Consider the following 18,110-nt stretch of genomic DNA (forward strand, 5'->3'; position numbering starts at 1 on the left):
ACGGCTGTTGTGGCCGTTACGGCCAGGCGAGATCGCATGTCGATATCCTCCTCTGCGGTGGTGGTTTGCCACCGCGGATGGAAGCCTGCCCGAGTAACTCTGGGAAAATCTCTACATAGGGCGGGCACCTGATCTCGCTGATCAGTCGGCGCGTAGTTCGGGCCGTCCTGAGCGGGGTGGCAGGCGCGCCCTTCATGGCCACCAGGTCAGCGGCGCCGCCAGAGCGCGGGCGTGATCTGGTGCTCGGTCCGAAAACGTCGGATGAAGTAGCTGGCGTCGGGAAAGCCGACCCGGTGGGCGATCGCCGCCACCGTCAGGTCAGTCTCGGTCAGTAACCGACGGGCCTCCTGCATCCGCCGCTCGGTGAGCCACTGCTGCACGGTTCGGCCGGTCCGGCGGCGTACCGAAGTGGTCAGGTGCCCCGGGGTCAGCGCCAGTTCGTCGGCCACGTCCGCCAGCGAGATCGGCTCGGCGAACCGGTGCTCGATCACGTCGAACACCGCGGCCAGCAGCGGCTCGTCGGCCGCGCGCAGGTCACCGGCGACGTCACCGGCCAGCCGGGCCGCCGCGACCAGCACCAGCATGAGGTGTGCCAGCGACGCCTCCGACCATCCGGTTCCACGGGTCTGCAACTCGCCGTCGAGTGCGCTGATCCGCTCCACCCAGCCGGGCCGCTGCGCCGGTGGGACCCGCAGCCGCTGCGTCCGGTCGGCGCCGCAGGCGAACGGGAACAGCAGCGGGTGGGCTCGCCACGAGTACGCCCCGCCGCGGATCACATCGGCCGGGAAGAACACCACCCATCCGTCCTCGATGATTCGGTCGGCCGGCTGCGGAAAGGACAGCACCTGGCCCGGCGCGATCACAAACAGATCGCCGTCGACCACGTTCCATGCACGGTCGTCGATCAGGAAGCTGCCGCCGGCGCGATGTGCGTACAGCAGGACCAGGAAGTCGTGCGTATGCGTCTGCGGGCCGGGCAGCGGCTGTGGCGTCAGCGGCCGGTCGGGCAGCCGGGTCACCGCAACCGGCGGGATGCCGGGTAACCGGCGGAACACCGCGACCGGCACGCCGCCGGTGGTCCGGCGGGCCATCCGGGTCGGCCGTGCGTGCGCCGGAGCATCTGAAGAATGTCCTATCCCTGCCACGGATCCGGCGATGTCCTGGCTCTGCTTGGGCACAACGCTGAGAGTACGACCGAAGTTCGTCTGATCACTACTGCGGGAGGCTGTCATGACCGGAGCCGCACGGCCGTTCATCCCGGCGATGGGCCGGCACTGGATGCTGTTCCTCTACGACCCGTTCACCCGGGCGGCCGGCATCTCCCAGGTGCACGGGCAGCTGCTCGATCGCGCCGGCGTTCAGCCCGGCCACCGCGTACTGGAGGTCGGCTGCGGACCCGGCGACCTGCTCATGCAGCTCGGCCGCCGAGTGCCGCAGGCCGACCTGATGGGGATCGACCCCGACCCGGCCGCGCTGCGCAAGGCCCGCCGCAAGGCCGCCCGCCGCGGCCTGACGGTGCAGTTCATGCTCGCGTACGCTGACGAGCTGCCGCTGCCGGACGACAGCCTCGACCGGGTGCTGTCCTCCTACATGCTGCACCACCTCGACGAGGAGCCACAGGTGGCGGCGATGCGCGAGATCCGCCGGATCCTGCGCCCCGGTGGCGAGCTGCACCTGCTCGACGCGGACGGGACACCACGCCCGGGCACGCGAGGCCACCAGCACCCGCGGCTGGCCGGACACACCCCGCAACGGATCCAAGCGGTCATCCGCCAGGGCGGGCTGACCGAGGTCTCCCAGACCGGCCACGGCAGCCGCCGGATCGCCGGGCACTACTCCTTCTTCCGCGCAGTCGCCTGAGACAGCGGGCGCCGCGCAGCACCTTCGCGACGACGGCGCCTCCACGTAGTCACCACCGATCACCAGCGGAACCAGACGTTCCCCACACTCGTCTGCCACATTCCCGCACGCGACCCGGCGTCACCGCGCACCGGCCCCGGTGGGCATCCGCTTCTAGCCGATGAGCGGATGCGCCGTCTTGCTTCCTTGGACCAGTACGGTGTCGCCATGCCATCAGAGGAGCCAGCTGTGCCGGTTGTGCATGACAGCGTGTACTTCGACCAGTGGTACGCGGACATGGCCGTCTCACCTACCCGCGACGCCATCATGGCCCGCGCCATGGGGATGCCGGTGGAACTGCGCGACGCAGGCACCCTCATCTGGCAGGGCCTCACCGAAGTGACTGAGGGCTTGCGTCTCGCGCCAGACGGCCTGGTGGTCGACGTCGCCTGCGGGCGGGGCGGGTATGGCATCGGGGTCGCTCAACGTGCCGGCGCACGCCTGGTGGGCGTGGACTTCTCAGCTGTGGCCCTGGAGCATGCGAAGGCAAACAGCGTACGTCTGCTGCCCGCAGGGCGGTCCACGTTCCAGATGGGGACCCTACTCGCGGCTGGCCTGCCCTCGGGCACCGCGGATGGGCTGATGTGCGTGGACGCGGTGCAATTTGCTGAGCCGCCGCTCGCCGCGCTGCTCGAGTTCCGTCGACTCCTGAAAACCGGCGGTCGGCTCGCCGTAACTTGTTGGGAAGCGGTCGATGCGTCGGATGAGCGGGTCCCGCGGCGTATCCGTGCGGTGGATCTCCGGCGAGATCTGGCGAAGGCAGGCTTCGCCGACGTGGAAGTGCAGGAGAAGCCCGCATGGCGCCAAGCCGAGCGAGCAATGTGGGAAGCGGCGGTGGCGGCGGTTGACTCCGATGCGGCAGTGAGGTCTCTGCAGGCTGAGGGGCGGCGCTCACTGGCGACGTTCGACTCGCTGCGCCGCGTGTTCGCGACCGCCACCGCACCCTGACCCGAGACATGCGGCTCTCATAGTGGTCGGCGACCAGCCGGTCGGCGCAGCGGGCTTGTCGCCTTCAATCGGCGGACCGAGCCCGCGCTCAGGTCTTGCGCCCCACGCCGCCGAAGTGGGGAACCGGTTCGGCGTGTTCCGCGCCCTCCTCGGGTCGCCACTGCGAGCAACTGACGACGCCGGGCTCCACCATCTCCAGCGCACCGAAGAGGCTTTTGACCTGCTCGGCGCTGCGCAGCACCATCCTGGCCGCTGGGCCCTCGTTCCACAGTCGCAAGGCCTCCACCATCGTCTCACCGTTGATCTCGGTAGTGGGGTGGGAGATCGCCAGATAGCTGCCTGGCGGAAGGGAACCCACCAGTTGGACGACCAGATCGGCCGCGTCGTCGTCGTCCGGCACAAAGTTGAGGACGCCGAGCAAGGTGAGCGCGACCGGCTGATCGAAGTTCAGGGTCCGGCGCGCACCCTCGATGACTGCCGCTGGTTCTCGCAGGTCGGCATCGAGGTAGTCGGTCCTGCCCTCCGGATGACTGGATAGCAGCGCACGGGCGTGGACCAGCACCAGCGGGTCGTTGTCCACATAGACGACCCGACTGCTCGGCGCGATCTGCTGCGCGACCTCGTGGGTGTTGTTCGCGGTCGGGATGCCGGTGCCCACGTCAAGGAACTGCCGAATGCCGACCTCGCCGGCCAGATAGCGGACTACCCGGCCGAGGAAGGCACGGTCAGCTCGAGCCGACGCGACCATCTCCGGCACCATCGCCAGGATCTGGTCGGCAACCGCCCGATCGACGGCGAAGTTGTCCTTGCCGCCCAGCCAGTAATTCCACAGTCGAGCTGAGTGCGGAACTCCGGTGTCGAGTTTGGCCGTCGTGTCGTCACCCAATGCGGACACATGCGCTCCCTCGGATCCCCGTCATCACCGGTCACGGTTCGGGCGAAGAGTAGTCGGCGTGGCGAGGGCGCGACACCCCACGTACCGACCGGCTCCCGCGGGCGCTCGATCGTGAGTGGGACCGCGTGTACTCCTTTTGCCGCGATCCGGTCGAAGGCGACGTTCACCGGCGCCGCGATGTTCGCGGGGCGAACACGCGGGCTGGTCGGTACGCGTCGGCGCGGACGGGACGGGCGCCTCTCACCCGCAGCGAGGCCAACGAGGCGTCCCGCCTCACCATCGAGGGCCACGGCGGCGTGCTGGAGGCCGTCCGCGACACCGAACTCGGCCGTACCCGCCGCTGGTGGATCGCCCTGCACACCTGAACGGGATCTTGCACACTTTCCGCACCGGCGGCCTCAACCTGCTCGGTTCTCGCGCTCACGCCCGCACGCGACGTCCTCCACGACCCGCCGGAACAGCGACCGCACGGATCTGCCGTGGCGACCGGTGTGCCGGGGGCGACCGCGAGAAGCACCCCGGCTCCGACGCCGAGGGGCGGCCCCGTGACGGGACCGCCCCTCGGTACTGCTGGGAGCCGGGCTACTTCTTCTTCGGGGGCACCACGCAGGCCACGCCCGCCGAGGTGTTCTTCGCGTCGTCCACGCCGACGATCAGGGCGTCGCCCTTCAGCGTGATCTTGTAGTCGACCGCGCCGGAGCCGGGCACCACGCCGGGCGTCGCGCCCGGGGCCTGGACCAGCTTGATGTTGGTGGTACTCGGGTACGGGCCGAACACCGCCGAGCTGGCCGTGTCACGGACGAAGACGTCCACCGCGGCGTCCACCACGTCGGTGGAGCCGATCGTGTAGAAGCCGTCCGGGTTGGCCGAGGCCGGGAGGTGGCCGGCCGGGTTCGGGCCCGGTACGCAGCTGGCCACCGGCGGGGTCACGTCGTTCACCTTCACGGCGACCTGCTGGGTGAACTGCGGACCGGCCAGTTCGCCGTTCAGCAGGAAGTCGACGGTGCAGTGCAGCGTCGCACCCTGGGTGGCGTCGGCGGCGACGGTCAGCGTCTCGATGAATTCGGCGTCGTTGCCGCTCTGCACGGTCAGCTCGGCGGGGTTCAGGGTCGCGGTCAGGCCGGCGTCGCACGACACCTTGTGGATGACCGTGACGTCGAGGTTGCGCAGACCGGTGAGGATGGCCGCGCTCACGCCGTCGGCGTCGGTCGGCACCAGAGAACCGCCGGTGGCCTCGACCACCTCGGAGGCCTGCCCCTCGCCGTCGAGGTCGGCGACGTTGACGGCGATCACCCGGGTGTCGGCGACGTCGAGAGCGCCGATGGCCTCGGCCAGCGTGTGGCCGGCGCTGGGGTTGTGGCTGGGCGCGTCGCCCACCACGACCACGATCCGGCTGCTGCCCGGCCGGTAGGTGATGGCGCCGGTGCTCACCTGGAAGAGGCCGTTGATCCACGCCTCGGGCGTGTCGCCGCCCCCGTCGGCGTCCAGCGAGTCGACCGCGACCTGCACGGCCGTCTCGTCGGCGGTGAGGTCCTGGCGGACGCGGAACAGTTCGGCGCCGTCCGTCGTGTCACGGTAGGACGCCACCGCGAACTGGGCGCTGGGCTGGCTGGACCGCACGCTGGCGATGACCGTCTGCAGGTTGGCCCGCACGTTCGCGATGGCACCGCCCATCGACCCGGTGGTGTCCACCAGCAGAACCACGTCGGGCTTCGGCGGGATGGTGGGAGTGTGCACGACCTTGTCGATGGCGATGACCGCGCCCGGATCGGCCGCCTTGGCGACCGCGGCTGGTTCCACTCCGGGGTCGGCCGCGACAGCCGGGACCGTAGCTCCGATGACCAGGGCGGTGGCGGCACCGACCGCCACCGCGACCCTGCGAACGACGATGTTCAAAGAAGACTCCTGATGAGACGCAACTGATCTTGCTTGGTGCGCCATCACGGTAGCCGAAATGCACCATTAAGGACCGAAATGACCCGAAGGTCATCCGATCCTGGTCGTCCGAGTGGTCAACCACGCAGGAGGCGGCTCAGCGACGATCGGCCGGCGGCGTGGGCGTCCCGCCGGCTGAGCGAAGATCTCCGTCGATCGAGAGTGGAGGCCGGCCGGCCGGCGCCTTCACACGTCGCCGGGTCCGGGCTCCCAGCCGGTCGACTGTGCCCACTCGTCGGCCCGCTGAATGATTTTCCAGCAGTACGGTGCCTTGGCGTCGGTGTAGGCCTGCCCGTCGTGGCGATGCCGCTGCGCCAGGGTCCGTTTGACCGCCGCGTACTCGTCGGCGGCCCGCTGATCCACCCGCAGGAAGTCGCGGAAAAGCAGAGCGAACTGCTCGGAGAAGCTGCCCGCCCGGCGCACGTGGATGTGCGTACGGAGCTGCCCCGGCGCCTCGCGGAAGTAGCGCTTGGTCCGCTCCGGATTCTCGGCCCGGTAGATCAGGCCCAGGCCGACGAGCGGATCGCGGAACGGGGTCACCGGCTCGAGCCGCTCGACCGACACCTGTATGTCGACGACCGGCTTGGCGGCCAGTCCCGGCACCGAGGTGGAGCCGATGTGGTCGATGCGCAGCGCCACGTCGCCGAGCGCACGGCGCAGCTCGGCGCCGATCTGGGCGAAACGCTCCGGCCAGGCCGGGTCGTAGTCCACGATGCGGATTACCCGCATGCCTCGTTGATCTGCCCCCGCGGTCACGGGCTCAGCGTAGGGCAGCACGCGGGAACCCGAGGTGTCCGTGCGGCCGGTGCCCGACGGCGGCGGCCACCGGTGCGGACAGCACCGGTGGCCGCCGGGTTCACCTCGGTGTTGCGTCAGGGATCAGGGGTAGGCCACGACCTGGCGTGGGGTGGTGTTGCCGGCGGGGTTGGGGACGGAACCACCGGTGTCGTTCACGACGTTGGCGATGGTGCCGACGTCGCCGAGCGAGACGGTGAGGACGCTGCGGAGCCGGACGCCGGGTCGGTTGGGTACCTCGAAGGCCCGGTCCACTCTGACGCCGGGGTTGACGTTGAAGTAGGCGTAGGAGCCGCCGCCCCAGAGTTCGTGGTCGGTGACGTTGTCGGCGACCTTGTACGCGGCGTAGCCGTTTCCGCGGGGCCCCATCCAGGCCGCCTGGTTGGGCACGTCGTACGGCTTCTCGTTCTGGAAGAAGATCGTCCGTCCGCGGTTGCCGTTCCAGATCACCTCGTACTTCTGGTAATGCTCGACGAACAGGCCGGTGGCGAGGACGTCGTCGCCGTTGACGATGAGGCCGGTGTCGCCGGTGTTCACGGTCCAGCCGGTGGGTGCGCCGCCGTGGTCGGCCCGCCACGCCCAGATGTGGTCGATGATCGTGTCGTCGCTGTGCACCGCGAGGGTGGTGGTGGCCTTGCCCTGGACGCTGCTGCCGATGCGGAAGAAGACGTCCTGCAGGATGGTCGGATTCGCGGCGTGGTCGGTGTGGACGCCGGCCCGTCCGACGCTCATCAACGTCGGGCTGTTGGTCGTCCCGGCATCGAAGGTCAGGCCGCTGATTTTGACACCGTCGACGTCGGCGACGTTGAGGGCCTCGACCCCGTTGTTCGGGATCAGCGTCGGGAAGCCGATGCCGGTCACCACGGTGTTGGGGCGGTTGACCCGGAGGGTCTCGTTGAGGGAGTACGTGCCGGGGGTGAAGAACAGGTTCAGGCCCTGGGCGAGCGCGGTGTTGATCCGGGCGGCGCTGTCACTGGGCTTGGCGACGTAGAACTCCCGCATGGGGATCGACGTGCCGGGAGTGTTCGGCCAGCTGGCGCCCGCCGAGTTGCGCCGCAGCGAGGGTACGAAAACGCTGTACCGGCCGGCGCTGTCCACGTAGAGGTACGGCTTCTCCCGGGTGACGGGGGTGGTTGCCAGGGTGGTGTGGGGCGGGCTCGGGAACGCGTTGGCCGGGGCACCCTGGACGCCGGAGTAGACCATGTTCCAGACGCCACCTTCCCAGCGTCCGATCCGGCTGTCGCGGGTGTACCACTGCTGCTGGGAGCCGGAGGACACGGTGCCGTCGACCACCGAGTCGGACAGGAAGCCGCCGCTGGAGTACCCCTGCCCGTTGTCCTGGTTCGAGGGCGCCAGCGTCAGGTTGCCGCGGACGTGCACCCGGCGCATCGGGGCGGCCTGGGAGACGGCCCACCGGTTGGTGCCGCCCTCGGGCACGATCGACAGGTTCTCCATGCTGCGCCAGAAGTTCTGGGTCGCGTTCTTCTCGTCGCCGAAGTTCCACCCGGAGTCGACGTTGACCGCCCCGTTGATCGTCACGTCGTCGGGGTTCCGGCCGAGACCGGCCAACGTGGTGTAGAAGCCGACGTTGGCCCACACCCGCCCGTAGGTGCCGGGCTTGAAGAGGAACACATGACGCTGGGTTCCGAACTGCGCGGTCGGGCTGCGCAGCTGCGCGTTGAACGCCTGGTCCACCGCCGACTGAATGGTCGACGCCGGCGTGGACGGCTCGAACACCCGCACGTTGGGGCCCAGATCAGGGGTGTCCGAGGTGGGGAGGGTCGGTGCGCTGGGGGTTGCCGAGGCCGTGGGCGTCGGCCCGGTGCCGGCCGCGAAGACCTGGAACTCCCAGAGCGAGTAGCCGTACGGGGTGGCCCGCGCGGTGCCGTTCATCCGTACGTACCGGCCGCTGCCGGTGACGTTCAGGGTCTGGACGCCGGCCCTGCCCGTCGTGACCGGGGTGATGGTCGTCCAGGCGGCGCCGTCCTGAGAGGTCTGAATGGTGAACGCCGAGGCGAACGCCGCCTCCCAGTTCAGCGAGATCTGGCCGATCGACTGCGTGCTGCCGAGGTCGACCTGCAACCACTGCGGATCGGCGAAGGCGCTGGACCAGCGGGTGCCGGGGTCACCGTCGACCGCGGCCGAGGCGGCGAAGCCGGCCTCCAGGGACGAGGCGGTGGCCGGTTTGCCCTGCGACAGCGGGGTGTCCGCGGCGCTGGCGTTGGTGGTGACGGAGGCGACGGTGATGCCGAGAGCCGCGGCGAGGACGGCGCTCAGCACGACCTGCCCGCGGCGTCTGCGTATCTGCGGCGGTGGGGACGTCAGGGTCGGGGATGTCATGTTCCTACCTGTCGGACGGGTTGCCGCACGTCCCTGGGGAAGGACGCACGGCGGGACGGTGGACGGTGCCGGGAAGATCGGAGAGCGCTCTCTCGGCAATTGTTACGCCCGTGTTGCGACCCGTCAATATCTCGGTAACAAGGAATTGGCGGAGGGGCCAAAAAATTGCCCGCGGGCCGGCCCTATCGCCGGCCCGATAAATATTCGGGAAAGACTTCCCAGAAAATCGTTATCCGCGCATTAGGCTTTGTCGGTCTGCCCGCCGGAACGATAAGTCACCATCAGTGTCACAATAGGATCTTTACGGCAATAAGAGTACGTACTGAGCATTCAGCGCTGACCGCTGCCGGCCGCTTGAGCGCCCACGGTTCACCCTCGCGCAGGGTCTGGCGGAGTTCCGGTGCCCGCCCGAGGTGATCACGGTGGCGGTGCGCCGGGTACCCGCACCCCGCCCACCCCGCCCGCCACCGACGCCCCAGCAGCCGGCCGGTCGGGAGCAGCCCCGCCGCGAGGGCCCACCCCGCGGCGGACTCGGCTGCCTACCGGTAGGGGTCGTGTGGTGGCTGCCGGATGCCGTCCCGCGAGGGCGGGTGGTACGGGCCCGGGGAACCGCCGTTCGGGGGCCCGGTGTGCAGCACGGCGGTCGGGGCGTCGCCCAGGCTCGCGCCGACCGGCGCCATCAGCTGGGTGTCCGCGGCGGACGGCGCCACCCGTACCTCCCGAGCCTTCCGCCGGCGCAGCACCATGAGCACCAGCGCGCCCACGCCCGCGGCGACCAGCAGGCCGCCCAGCCCCAGCATCATCGAGCTGCTGCCTTCGTCGCTGACGGTCCTGAGGGTGAGCGGCGCCGCGGCGGGGCTCGTCTGATCCGCTGCGGGGGTGTCGTCCGCGGCGAGCGGCTTCGCGGCAGCGGGTGACGGCGGCTTGGTGGTGGGCGCGACCTTGGCGGCCAGGGTCAGCCGCACGCTTGCGGTGGCGCCGTCGGTGCCCCGTACCGTCGTACGCTTGGTGCGGTAACCCTCCTTGGCCGCGATGACCGTGATCGATCCCTCAGCGATGGCGCGATCGGAGTTCGATGTGATCGAGAAGCGGCCGTTCCGGTCGCTCGTCGCCCGGTATTCGCGCCCCTTGCTGTCTCGAACGGTCAGGGCCACGCCGCGGAGCGCCTCGCCATCGGCGTCGCGGACCCGGCCGGAGACCCGAGCCACCCCGGACGCGGGCTCGTCCCCGCCGCCGCCGGGCAGCGGGCTGTCCTTGCTGTAGACGTAGACCATCTTGTAGTCCATGTGGTTCTGCCCGTCGAGGTGGACACCGACCGCGATGTTGAGACCGGTCATCCCCGAGTCCACCTTGGGCGCGACGAGCGTGGCTTGGAAGGTCCGGCTCCGGCCGGCTCCCAGGCTCAGCCTCGACTCGCAGCCGTTGGTGCATCGCAGGCCGCCGCTGACCAGCACGTACACCGCCTCGGTCGAACGCCCCGGATTGGTGACACGGAACTTCACGCGCACGCTGTCGCCGGGCCGCATGTTCTCCTTCGACACGCTCAGGAGCCGGACGACCTGTGGGGCAGCCGTCACGGGTGTCGCAGCCACCACGAACGTTCCACCGATCAGCGCGACCACCGCGGCGGCTCGGGCCCATCGGGCACGTAAGCGCGTCGTCACTCCCAACCACCTTCTCCGAGGGCAGGCGACATCGGTCGATGGCACCGCGGGACACTATGCCCTGTCGGGTGTAGATCGCGCGACCCGCGACTCCGGTTCGTTCAGCTGTGTAGACGGCTTTCTACACGGCCACAGGTCCGCGTAGGGGTACGCCCCGGAGGCGGCTGCTCTGGCGGCCTCAATTGCCACGGGCGGTCGGGGTCGGCCCAGATTGCTTCGTTGCGTGGCTTCCCGGCCGGCTTCGACCGCCCTGCCGTTTACCTTGACTTTGTGCCGTCACATCTCTAATGTCCGAGTTAGACATCGATCCTCGTCTATGTAACTGGACCGCACGTCACGGGCGGCTGCGGCACTCGCCGTACGGCGATCCTGTTACACGTTCCCCACCCAGCGAAGTCGCTCAGAAGGTGGCCCGGCACGGAGCGCATCGGCCGATTTCTCCCCCTTCAGGCGGCTCCCGATCCGTGAAGGAGTGCCCCATGCACGCCAAGAGAAAGCTGTCCCTGGTGCTCGGTGTCGCGGTGGCCCCGCTGATCGCGGCCTTCCTGCCCGCGAGCCCGGCCAGTGCGCACGGCTACATCAACTCCCCGCCGAGCCGGCAGGCCCAGTGCTACGAGGGAACCGTCGAGTGCGGGCAGATCAAGTACGAGCCGTGGAGCGTCGAGGCGCCCAAGGGCGGCATGAGTTGCAACGGCGGAAACCAGCGGTTCCCCGACCTCAACGACAACAGCAAGCCGTGGCGGGCGACCCCGGTCGGCCGTACCACGCAGTTCCACTGGCTTCTGCAAGCCAACCACGCCACCAGCACCTGGCAGTACTACATCAGCGGCCGGAAGGTCGCCGAGTTCAACGACGGCGGTGCCCAGCCGCCCACGTCGGTGACGCACACCGTCAACCTCCAGGCATCCGGCCGGCAGACGGTACTCGCGATCTGGAACATCGCCGACACGCCGAACGCGTTCTACGCCTGCATCGACGTCAACATCCAATGAGCGGCGCGTGACGCTGGAGGTCGTACGCCGGTCCGGCGCCAACGCCGCACCGGGCCGCCCAGACGGCCACCGCCTGACGGTCTCCCGGTTCCTCGCAGGAGCCCGGGAGACCGTCAGGCGCTGATCCGGGCGATGGAGCGCTGCGGGGCAGTCGAAACGGGACCGGCTCGGTAGGGTGCCGTCGATGGGTTCGGGCGTCTCCGGATGTGTTTCTCGGCATGCCCGGACGACACCTACCGACTCGAAGGAAGCCCGTCATGAGCACTCCTCGCGAGACTTTCCTCCGACTGGTGAACGGCGTCTGTGACGGTCCGTACGAGGATCTGGCCAGCTTGTACGCCGAACAGACTCATGTCACGCATCCGTTCCACCCACTCGCTCCCCCGCCGCTGCGCAGTCGCGGCGAACTCCACGAGCACTTCACCGCGCCGGCTCCCGTCGCCCGGACGCTGAACCGCAAACCGGTCGACATCACGATCCATGAAACCGCCGACCCAGAGGTGATCATCGCTGAGTTCGCCTACCAGGGGCGGGTCGACGAGACCGGCGAGGCGTTTACGGTGCCGTGCGTCTTTGTGATGCGCATCCGCGACGGGCTCATCATCGAGTCAAGGGACTACATCGACCACATCGCCAGCGCGCGGGCCTGGGGTCACCTTGACAGCCTGCTGACCGCACTTCGCCAGCGGGAGACCACCACCGATGACGGTACGGACCGGCCCTGACGCCGTTGGCATCCTGCGCACTCACCCGCATGAGGTTCGAGCGATCAGCGGCGGTCGAGTCCCGCGACACGAGCCAGGAATGCGACGGCGTCGGCGCTGGCCTGCGCCCGCGTGTGTTCGACGTGGGGACCGGCTGACGGCGCGCAGGCTGTCCGTGCCCGACATCCCGCCGTCTCCGGAGCGGATGAGGAAAGCGGCTTGCACGCGATCAAGTTCCCCGGGTGGCTGTTCGGCGAGCTAAGCGACGTCTCGTAACTCGGTGCAGGCGTGCCGGTGAACGGTTTGCAGGTCAGCTTGCGAGAGCGATGTTGTGCAGGTGGGCGATTCCGGATGTGGTGGTGGCCAAGGTTCGGCCGGCGCGGCGGTAGTCGCGCAGGATCTTGTAGGTCTTGAGCCGGGCCAGGGCATGTTCGACACGGGCTCGGACCTTGCGGTGCCCGGCGTTGTAGTCCTGTTTCCACTGCGGGAGTTCGCCGCAGTCACGAGGTTTGCGGTACGGCATGATCATCTCCGGGTTGCCGCGGTAGCCGCCGTCGGTCATCACGGCACGCCCGGCCAGCTGCCGGTCTATGCCGCTGCTGCGATACACGATCGTGTCGTTGCGGTTGGCCGGTTGTGGCTCGCCCAGGGCGATGACCAGGCGGGTGTTCGCGTCGATGGCCACTTGCAGATTCGTTGAGTAGCGGTAGTTCTTGCTCTGGGCGGCCAGTCGATGGTCGCGCGTGGGAACCAGAGTGCCGTCCACGATCGCGACCTGCTCTTTCGGCCGGCGCCGCACCGGCGCCGGAGCCAACAACGGTCCTACGGTGTCGATCACCGGATGCGCCGCCGAGTGCGACACCCCGAACAACGGCCCGAGCGGGCGCATGGTCATGATCAACCCGTCCGAACCAGACGATCACCGGATTACCAGACATCCCTGTAGCCAGCTGCTGTCTCGTTAGGAGGTCATCCACAGCGCACCGGTCAGGACAGTGCTCGGCGAGGAGCCGGTTAGGGGTGGCTCAATGAGTGGTGGAAGCGCCGGTAGGAATCGAAATCTGCGACGACTTCAAAGCCGAGGCGCTGCAATAGCGCTTCACTGCGCACGTTGCCACGGGTGACACCAGCGAAGACGTCGGTTGCGCCCAGTTCTTCGCCCGCATAGCGAAGGAGCGCAGCAACGGCGGCGGTGGCGTACCCCCGGCCGGTGACCTCCTCGCTGAGCCAATAGCCCAAGCCGTAGCGCGGCGGCTCTACGGGGATGAGGTCGACCCGACCGACGAGACGTTCCTGCAGGTAGACACCGAAGCGTACCGAGATCTCGGTACGCTGCGCGAGTCGGTAGGCCACATCAGTCGCGTTGCTGGCCACCTCATCGTGGTAGTCGCCCAGCATTGTCAGATGTGCCGCATTGCGCTGTACCAACGCGTAGTACTCGGCGGCGTCTGCCGGTCCTAACTCGCGAAGCTTCAGGCTGTCATCGGCTGTCGCCAACACCTTCACCCACATACCGCCGATCTGAACTCCGTAAGGTCCGTGCAGGTAAGCATCTGTCCGCCAGCCGGGCAAACGGTTTTCAGCGCGGCTCGTCGCGACTTTTGGCCCTGGTACCGCGCTTCTTGCCAACGCTCCCGACCGGCACTGGTTACGAGACATCATTTAGGGACTGGAGGTACTGGTTGTGCCGAAGTTCCGGATGTTCCCAGCACATCAACCTGAGGGCGTCCGACAAGCACTGATCAACGAGATTCTCGAATACCTCCGCGGGACACGAGCCGTTGATCCAGGCCTGGTCGAATCGGTCCCGGATACGTAACCACACCACGCCGCGCTGCCTGGAAAACCACCACTGCTCACCTCGGTCTGACAGGCTGACTTGGGCAGTTGCCTGATGTCGCATGCCGGCCTTGGCGGCTTGCAGCATCAGGACGAAGTCGAGCAGGCTCACGGACACGACGGTCATGCTCTGGCTGAAATCGACGCCGCCAAGCTTGAACACGATGCTCACCTGGAAGTTGGTCCATTGAAAGGCCGACCGTGGCAGGTCTTCGAACGCAGTGGGACGAGCGTGGGCGTCCGCGGGAACCCAGGTTCGGCTCCACGATGGGTCCCGCCGATCCGGGGTGAAGGTGACGAAGGTACCCGCGGGCATGGTTGCTACTTCTCTCGCTCGATCCGTCTGGGTGAACGATAGGAGGCTGCCGGCCGGCGAGGGGAACGTTTGCGGGGATGGACACCAAGGCGCACCTGTCCGGAGCGACGCCGTGGACGCGGCGGCGAGTGGATGGTTGCGGCGCCGGGATGCTGGCGGCGGCTCGGGCTCAGCGCGCACAGGGTCGGTCCGCCGGCCGGCCGTAGGGCCGACGCGGCTGGTCAGCGTCTGCGGCGTGCTGCTGTTCAGGCGCTGCGCGAGCACTGAGTTCGACGGTACGACACGGCCCGCCGCACCGGAGGCGTGCGGCGGGCTGTGCCTTGAAGGTCGGGTTGAGGTCAGCCGCGAACCGCCTGGAGCTGTGGCAACGCGCCGATCGCCACACCGCGACTGGTCTGCGCGTCCACATTGGCCATTGCCCGGGTGTACGGGATCGCCGGCTCGGGCCGCCCCGGCAGCCAGCCCTTGAGCATGGTGTCGGTGCCGACGACGCCCGGGTAGAGCTGGCAGGTGACGGTGACTTCGTAGATGTGGCGCGGGTTGTCGTCGAACATCCAGTCGTGCGAGCAACTCGGCACCAGCCGTGCCACGACCGCGTGGTAGCCGCCGATCAGGTTGTCGAGCAGTGCGGTGGTGGGGAGGCCGTACTTGGCGAAGCCCACCATCGCGATGGAGTGGATGACCCCGATCAGCTTGCCGATGTTGTCAGCCGCCGGAAGGCCCTGCACGGCGTGGAAATACGACGTCGACAGGTACGCGCAGTCGACCGCGCCGTTGATGAACGGTCCCAGCAGGCTGCCCGGCATGCTGTCGATCTGCGCGATCTTCGCGACGGCGGCCTGGGTGCAGGCTTCCACATCGGCGGCGGCGATGGCGTCGATGTGGTCGAGGATCTCCTGCTTGGAGTTTTCCACCGCGGCGATGATCTCCCGCTTCGCCTGGTCGAGCCCGCCGCCGCCACCGCCGCCGAGAAGCGCCTGCACCACGGGCACGGCCACCGTCACCCACGCCGGGACAGCCGCCTGGACGGGTCGTGCGGTGCCGCCGACGGTGATGGCGATCGCGGCGACTGCGGACACGATGCTGGTGGTCAGTCTGCGTTTCACGGGAGCCCCACCCCTTGGCGGATCAGCTCGGCGAGCAGTCGCTCAGCGTTCGGCAGGACGGTGTTGGCCATCAGCAGATCCTGGACCAGGTCCTCGTTGATCTGCCCGGGGATCGCGTCGCCGCCGTCGATGCGGTACGAGTTGCTGCCCGACCAGTACTCCGCCCGTACGGTCCGCCCGTTGAAGGTGCACACGTACGAGACGTAGCCGGCGCTGGGGAGGGTGTTGCGGCCGCATTCGGGCTGTATCTCGCGGATGAGGTGCTCGAGGCCCTCGCGGAGGTAGGGACGCTGGACGGCCGCGGAGTTGGTGCCCTCCTCGGCGTCCACCATGATGTACGCGGCGTTGAGCTCGGCGAAGAGCACGATCATCGCCCGGCCCACGGCGTCCAGTTCAGCGTCCTGGCCGGCGACCGTGCCGATGTGCGCCTTGGCCGAGTACGCCGCGTCGTGCGTGCTGATGATCGCGGGGCCGGCGAGCCACCACACCTTCAACAACTCGACTTTCGTGACAGCGGCTTCGGCCTTGCCACGCAGTTCGCTGGTGAGCTGCCGGTCGAGACGGACGAGCACGTCGCTCTTGGCCCCGTTGACGGCGCTGACCGCTTGCTGGACCAACTCGTTGATCTCGGCCACCGAGTAGTTGCCGTCGCGGCCCTTGTCGTACGCGCTGATGAAGAACTGGACGAACGCCTCGTAGCTGGCGTCGGCCCGTGCCGGCGCCGGTCTGACGGCCACGGCTGACCCGGTCAGGGCCAGGCCGACGAGGGCGGCGGTGATACCGCGTCGCAGTGGTCCCGCTTTTCGCACTGTCGTCTCCTCGGATCTCGTGGACTACCGCGCCGCGCGGAGCGTCGGGAGGGCGCGGACGGCCGTGGCGTAGGAGGTGTTCCGGCCGGCCTGCAGCCGTACCGCGTCGAAGTCGGCCTCGCTGGGGTAGGCGGGGAAGGTCGTGTTGTAGACGATGCTGCCGAGGTCGCCGTTGTACGCGTCGCACCAGACGATCCAGTACATGGGATCGCCGGGTCGCGGGCGCACCTCGTTGTCCTGCAGCGCGTCCTGCATGCCGCAACGCGTCGGTTTCATCTTCACCACGACCGCGTCGTACCCGGTGATGAGGCTGTCGAGCAGGCCCTTCGTGGACAGGCCGTACTTGGCGAAGCCGGTCATCGCGATCGCGTAGATGACGCCCATGAGCTTGCCGATGTTGTCAGCCGCCGGGAGGCTCTGCACGGTGGTGAAGTAGGAGCTGGAGAGGTGTGCGCAGTCGACGGCGCCGTTGATGAACGGGCCGAGCAGGTTGCCCGGCATGCTGTCGATCTGGGCGAACTTGGTGACCGCCGACTGTGTGCATGCTTCGACATCGGCGGCGGCCACGGCGTCGATGTGGTTGAGGATCTCCTGCTTGGAGTTTTCGACCGCGGCGATGATCTCTCGCTTGGCGGCTTCGAGCTGTGCGTTGCTGCCGCCTCCGCCGCTGGTCGCCGCGAGGGTCACCACCGCGCCGATGACGACGTCGAACCAGTTCACGATCGCGGCCTGTGCCGGCTTGGCCGGCGCGACGACGCCGGCCGTCAGGGCCAGGCTCGCCGCGACGATCGCACCCAACAATTTCAGTCTCATGTGTGCCGGACCTCCTTCGGCTCCCCGGTCGAAGAGTCGGGTCCAGTCAACCGACGGCACACCTCAGCAGCCGGGCCGTGATCTGCCCGTTATCAATGTTGCTCGATCGCGCACCGGCGGATGCCAGCGGTACACGTGGCGGCGGGACTTGCGGCCGACGGGCGGCGTGAGTTCGCGAATGTGTCGCCGGTAGCTCGGCGGGCTGCCGTACTGAATAGGATTCGCCGTCATGCGCACCATCGCGAGCGACCGTCTTCTCTTGCGCCCCTGGCAGGACGACGATGCCGACTTTCTCCTGGACCTGAGGTCGGACCCGGTGGACGTGCCCGTCCCCGGCGCGCCTCCGACGACCATGAGGACGAGGAAGGACGCGCTTGCGTCGATCGGACGTATGCGTGCCATCGAACACCCCGTTCACGGCAGCTGGGTGATCGCCACAACGAACGGTCTGCTGCTCGGCAGCCTCCTGCTCCTGCCGATCCCGCAGTGGGCGGTGCAATCTTCCGGCGGGCCGGACGACGTGGAGATCGGCTGGCGCCTGCACCCGGGCGCCCGGGGACGGGGCTATGCCACCGAAGCAGCAAGGGCCGTCCTTCACGACGCATTCGGTCGCGGACTGCCGAAGGTCCTCGCCGTGACCGAGCCGGACAACCACGCCTCGCAGGCCGTCTGCAGGCGGCTCGGCATGACAGCGCTCGGGCGTACGACGAAGTACTACGACACCGTCAACGACCTCTTCGAGAAGTTGCCCAGTTGATCAAGAGGTCATGACCGCATTCCCGCTCCCTCCCCACCCAGGCGGAATAATGTCCGCCGTAGGGCGACGAAGGGCACATGGTGGAATCCTCTGAGTCTTCACAACCCCCGGGTTGATCACGCTGGGCGTGAAACCGGCGGCCCGGTCACGGTTGTCGCTGGGTCGGGTGAGGGGGCTGGTGCGGGCGTGCCGGCCTCGTCACCATCGGGCTTGTCGGGGGTGTCCACCCTCGATGGGTGCCCGTGACGTCGACGCGTGCTTGGAAGTGAAGTCCGTCTCTGAGTCTGGCGCTGGGACC

At 68.5% G+C, this 18,110-nt stretch carries 17 protein-coding genes and 1 pseudogene; 6 read left to right on the forward strand and 12 right to left on the reverse strand.

What is annotated here, in order from left to right; genetic code table 11:
- Window positions 1–206: 206 nt before the first annotated feature.
- Window positions 207–1,067: a helix-turn-helix transcriptional regulator gene (locus tag LDL48_RS24775; protein ID WP_225257633.1), complete on the reverse strand. Its 861-nt coding sequence runs from the start codon at window positions 1,065–1,067 to the stop codon at window positions 207–209.
- Between the two features lie 163 nt (window positions 1,068–1,230).
- Between LDL48_RS24775 and LDL48_RS24780 the strand changes: the two genes are divergently transcribed.
- Window positions 1,231–1,860: a class I SAM-dependent methyltransferase gene (locus LDL48_RS24780; protein WP_225257614.1), complete on the forward strand. Its 630-nt coding sequence runs from the start codon at window positions 1,231–1,233 to the stop codon at window positions 1,858–1,860.
- A gap of 228 nt (window positions 1,861–2,088) precedes the next feature.
- On the forward strand, window positions 2,089–2,847 hold the full coding sequence (locus tag LDL48_RS24785) for a class I SAM-dependent methyltransferase (protein WP_225257615.1): 759 nt from the start codon (window positions 2,089–2,091) through the stop codon (window positions 2,845–2,847).
- A gap of 88 nt (window positions 2,848–2,935) precedes the next feature.
- Here LDL48_RS24785 and LDL48_RS24790 read toward each other — a convergent pair whose 3' ends face one another.
- Window positions 2,936–3,742, reverse strand: a complete 807-nt coding sequence (locus tag LDL48_RS24790; RefSeq protein WP_225257616.1) for an SAM-dependent methyltransferase — start codon at window positions 3,740–3,742, stop codon at window positions 2,936–2,938.
- 125 nt (window positions 3,743–3,867) lie between these two features.
- Between LDL48_RS24790 and LDL48_RS24795 the strand changes: the two genes are divergently transcribed.
- Window positions 3,868–4,107 carry a hypothetical protein gene (locus LDL48_RS24795; protein ID WP_225257617.1) on the forward strand — a complete coding sequence of 80 codons (240 nt, stop codon included), beginning with the start codon at window positions 3,868–3,870 and terminating at the stop codon, window positions 4,105–4,107.
- 217 nt (window positions 4,108–4,324) lie between these two features.
- Here the strand turns inward: LDL48_RS24795 and LDL48_RS24800 are convergent, their stop codons facing one another.
- The 4 genes from LDL48_RS24800 to LDL48_RS24815 form a co-directional block, all read right to left on the reverse strand.
- On the reverse strand, window positions 4,325–5,638 hold the full coding sequence (locus LDL48_RS24800; protein ID WP_225257618.1) for a vWA domain-containing protein: 1,314 nt from the start codon (window positions 5,636–5,638) through the stop codon (window positions 4,325–4,327).
- A gap of 225 nt (window positions 5,639–5,863) precedes the next feature.
- Window positions 5,864–6,406, reverse strand: coding sequence for a GrpB family protein (locus LDL48_RS24805; protein WP_225257619.1), 543 nt, complete (start codon window positions 6,404–6,406; stop codon window positions 5,864–5,866).
- A 150-nt stretch (window positions 6,407–6,556) separates the two neighbouring features.
- Complete coding sequence (locus LDL48_RS24810; protein WP_225257620.1) at window positions 6,557–8,812, reverse strand: pectate lyase-like domain-containing protein; 2,256 nt, start codon at window positions 8,810–8,812, stop codon at window positions 6,557–6,559.
- A 539-nt stretch (window positions 8,813–9,351) separates the two neighbouring features.
- A complete protein-coding gene (locus LDL48_RS24815) occupies window positions 9,352–10,476 on the reverse strand; it encodes a carboxypeptidase-like regulatory domain-containing protein (protein ID WP_225257621.1) in 1,125 nt (374 codons plus the stop codon).
- Between the two features lie 479 nt (window positions 10,477–10,955).
- Between LDL48_RS24815 and LDL48_RS24820 the strand changes: the two genes are divergently transcribed.
- Window positions 10,956–11,468, forward strand: coding sequence for a lytic polysaccharide monooxygenase auxiliary activity family 9 protein (locus tag LDL48_RS24820; protein WP_225257622.1), 513 nt, complete (start codon window positions 10,956–10,958; stop codon window positions 11,466–11,468).
- Window positions 11,469–11,725: 257 nt separating this feature from the next.
- Window positions 11,726–12,193 (forward strand): nuclear transport factor 2 family protein, encoded by a 468-nt coding sequence (locus LDL48_RS24825; RefSeq protein WP_225257623.1) that lies wholly within the window; start codon window positions 11,726–11,728, stop codon window positions 12,191–12,193.
- 289 nt (window positions 12,194–12,482) lie between these two features.
- Here the strand turns inward: LDL48_RS24825 and LDL48_RS24830 are convergent.
- The 6 genes and pseudogenes from LDL48_RS24830 to LDL48_RS24855 form a co-directional block, all read right to left on the reverse strand.
- Window positions 12,483–13,067: pseudogene (locus tag LDL48_RS24830) on the reverse strand (transposase family protein); the annotation flags it as partial.
- Window positions 13,068–13,186: 119 nt separating this feature from the next.
- On the reverse strand, window positions 13,187–13,678 hold the full coding sequence (locus LDL48_RS24835) for a GNAT family N-acetyltransferase (protein ID WP_225257625.1): 492 nt from the start codon (window positions 13,676–13,678) through the stop codon (window positions 13,187–13,189).
- A 142-nt stretch (window positions 13,679–13,820) separates the two neighbouring features.
- The gene (locus LDL48_RS24840) at window positions 13,821–14,327 is read right to left on the reverse strand and encodes a hypothetical protein (RefSeq protein WP_225257626.1); all 507 of its coding nucleotides are present in this window, start codon (window positions 14,325–14,327) and stop codon (window positions 13,821–13,823) included.
- A 338-nt stretch (window positions 14,328–14,665) separates the two neighbouring features.
- Window positions 14,666–15,406, reverse strand: a complete 741-nt coding sequence (locus tag LDL48_RS24845) for a hypothetical protein (RefSeq protein ID WP_225257627.1) — start codon at window positions 15,404–15,406, stop codon at window positions 14,666–14,668.
- 23 nt (window positions 15,407–15,429) lie between these two features.
- Complete coding sequence (locus LDL48_RS24850) at window positions 15,430–16,170, reverse strand: hypothetical protein (protein ID WP_225257628.1); 741 nt, start codon at window positions 16,168–16,170, stop codon at window positions 15,430–15,432.
- Window positions 16,171–16,266: 96 nt separating this feature from the next.
- Entirely contained in the window at window positions 16,267–17,055 is a 789-nt protein-coding gene (locus LDL48_RS24855) for a hypothetical protein (protein ID WP_225257629.1), read from the reverse strand.
- A 229-nt stretch (window positions 17,056–17,284) separates the two neighbouring features.
- Here LDL48_RS24855 and LDL48_RS24860 point away from each other — a divergent pair, with 229 nt between their 5' ends.
- Entirely contained in the window at window positions 17,285–17,812 is a 528-nt protein-coding gene (locus LDL48_RS24860) for a GNAT family N-acetyltransferase (RefSeq protein WP_225257630.1), read from the forward strand.
- The last annotated feature ends 298 nt before the right edge of the window (window positions 17,813–18,110 follow it).

It is taken from the genome of Jidongwangia harbinensis (assembly GCF_020216025.1).
Taxonomy (GTDB): Bacteria; Actinomycetota; Actinomycetes; order Mycobacteriales; family Micromonosporaceae; genus Actinoplanes; species Actinoplanes harbinensis.

Coding starts and splice junctions, on each gene's coding strand:
- LDL48_RS24840 (WP_225257626.1), bottom strand. CDS start 14,327: ATGCCCGCGGGTACCTTCGTCACCTTCACCCCGGATCGGCGGGACCCA.
- LDL48_RS24780 (WP_225257614.1), top strand. CDS start 1,231: ATGACCGGAGCCGCACGGCCGTTCATCCCGGCGATGGGCCGGCACTGG.
- LDL48_RS24810 (WP_225257620.1), bottom strand. CDS start 8,812: ATGACATCCCCGACCCTGACGTCCCCACCGCCGCAGATACGCAGACGC.
- LDL48_RS24860 (WP_225257630.1), top strand. CDS start 17,285: ATGCGCACCATCGCGAGCGACCGTCTTCTCTTGCGCCCCTGGCAGGAC.
- LDL48_RS24825 (WP_225257623.1), top strand. CDS start 11,726: ATGAGCACTCCTCGCGAGACTTTCCTCCGACTGGTGAACGGCGTCTGT.
- LDL48_RS24805 (WP_225257619.1), bottom strand. CDS start 6,406: ATGCGGGTAATCCGCATCGTGGACTACGACCCGGCCTGGCCGGAGCGT.
- LDL48_RS24820 (WP_225257622.1), top strand. CDS start 10,956: ATGCACGCCAAGAGAAAGCTGTCCCTGGTGCTCGGTGTCGCGGTGGCC.
- LDL48_RS24855 (WP_225257629.1), bottom strand. CDS start 17,055: ATGAGACTGAAATTGTTGGGTGCGATCGTCGCGGCGAGCCTGGCCCTG.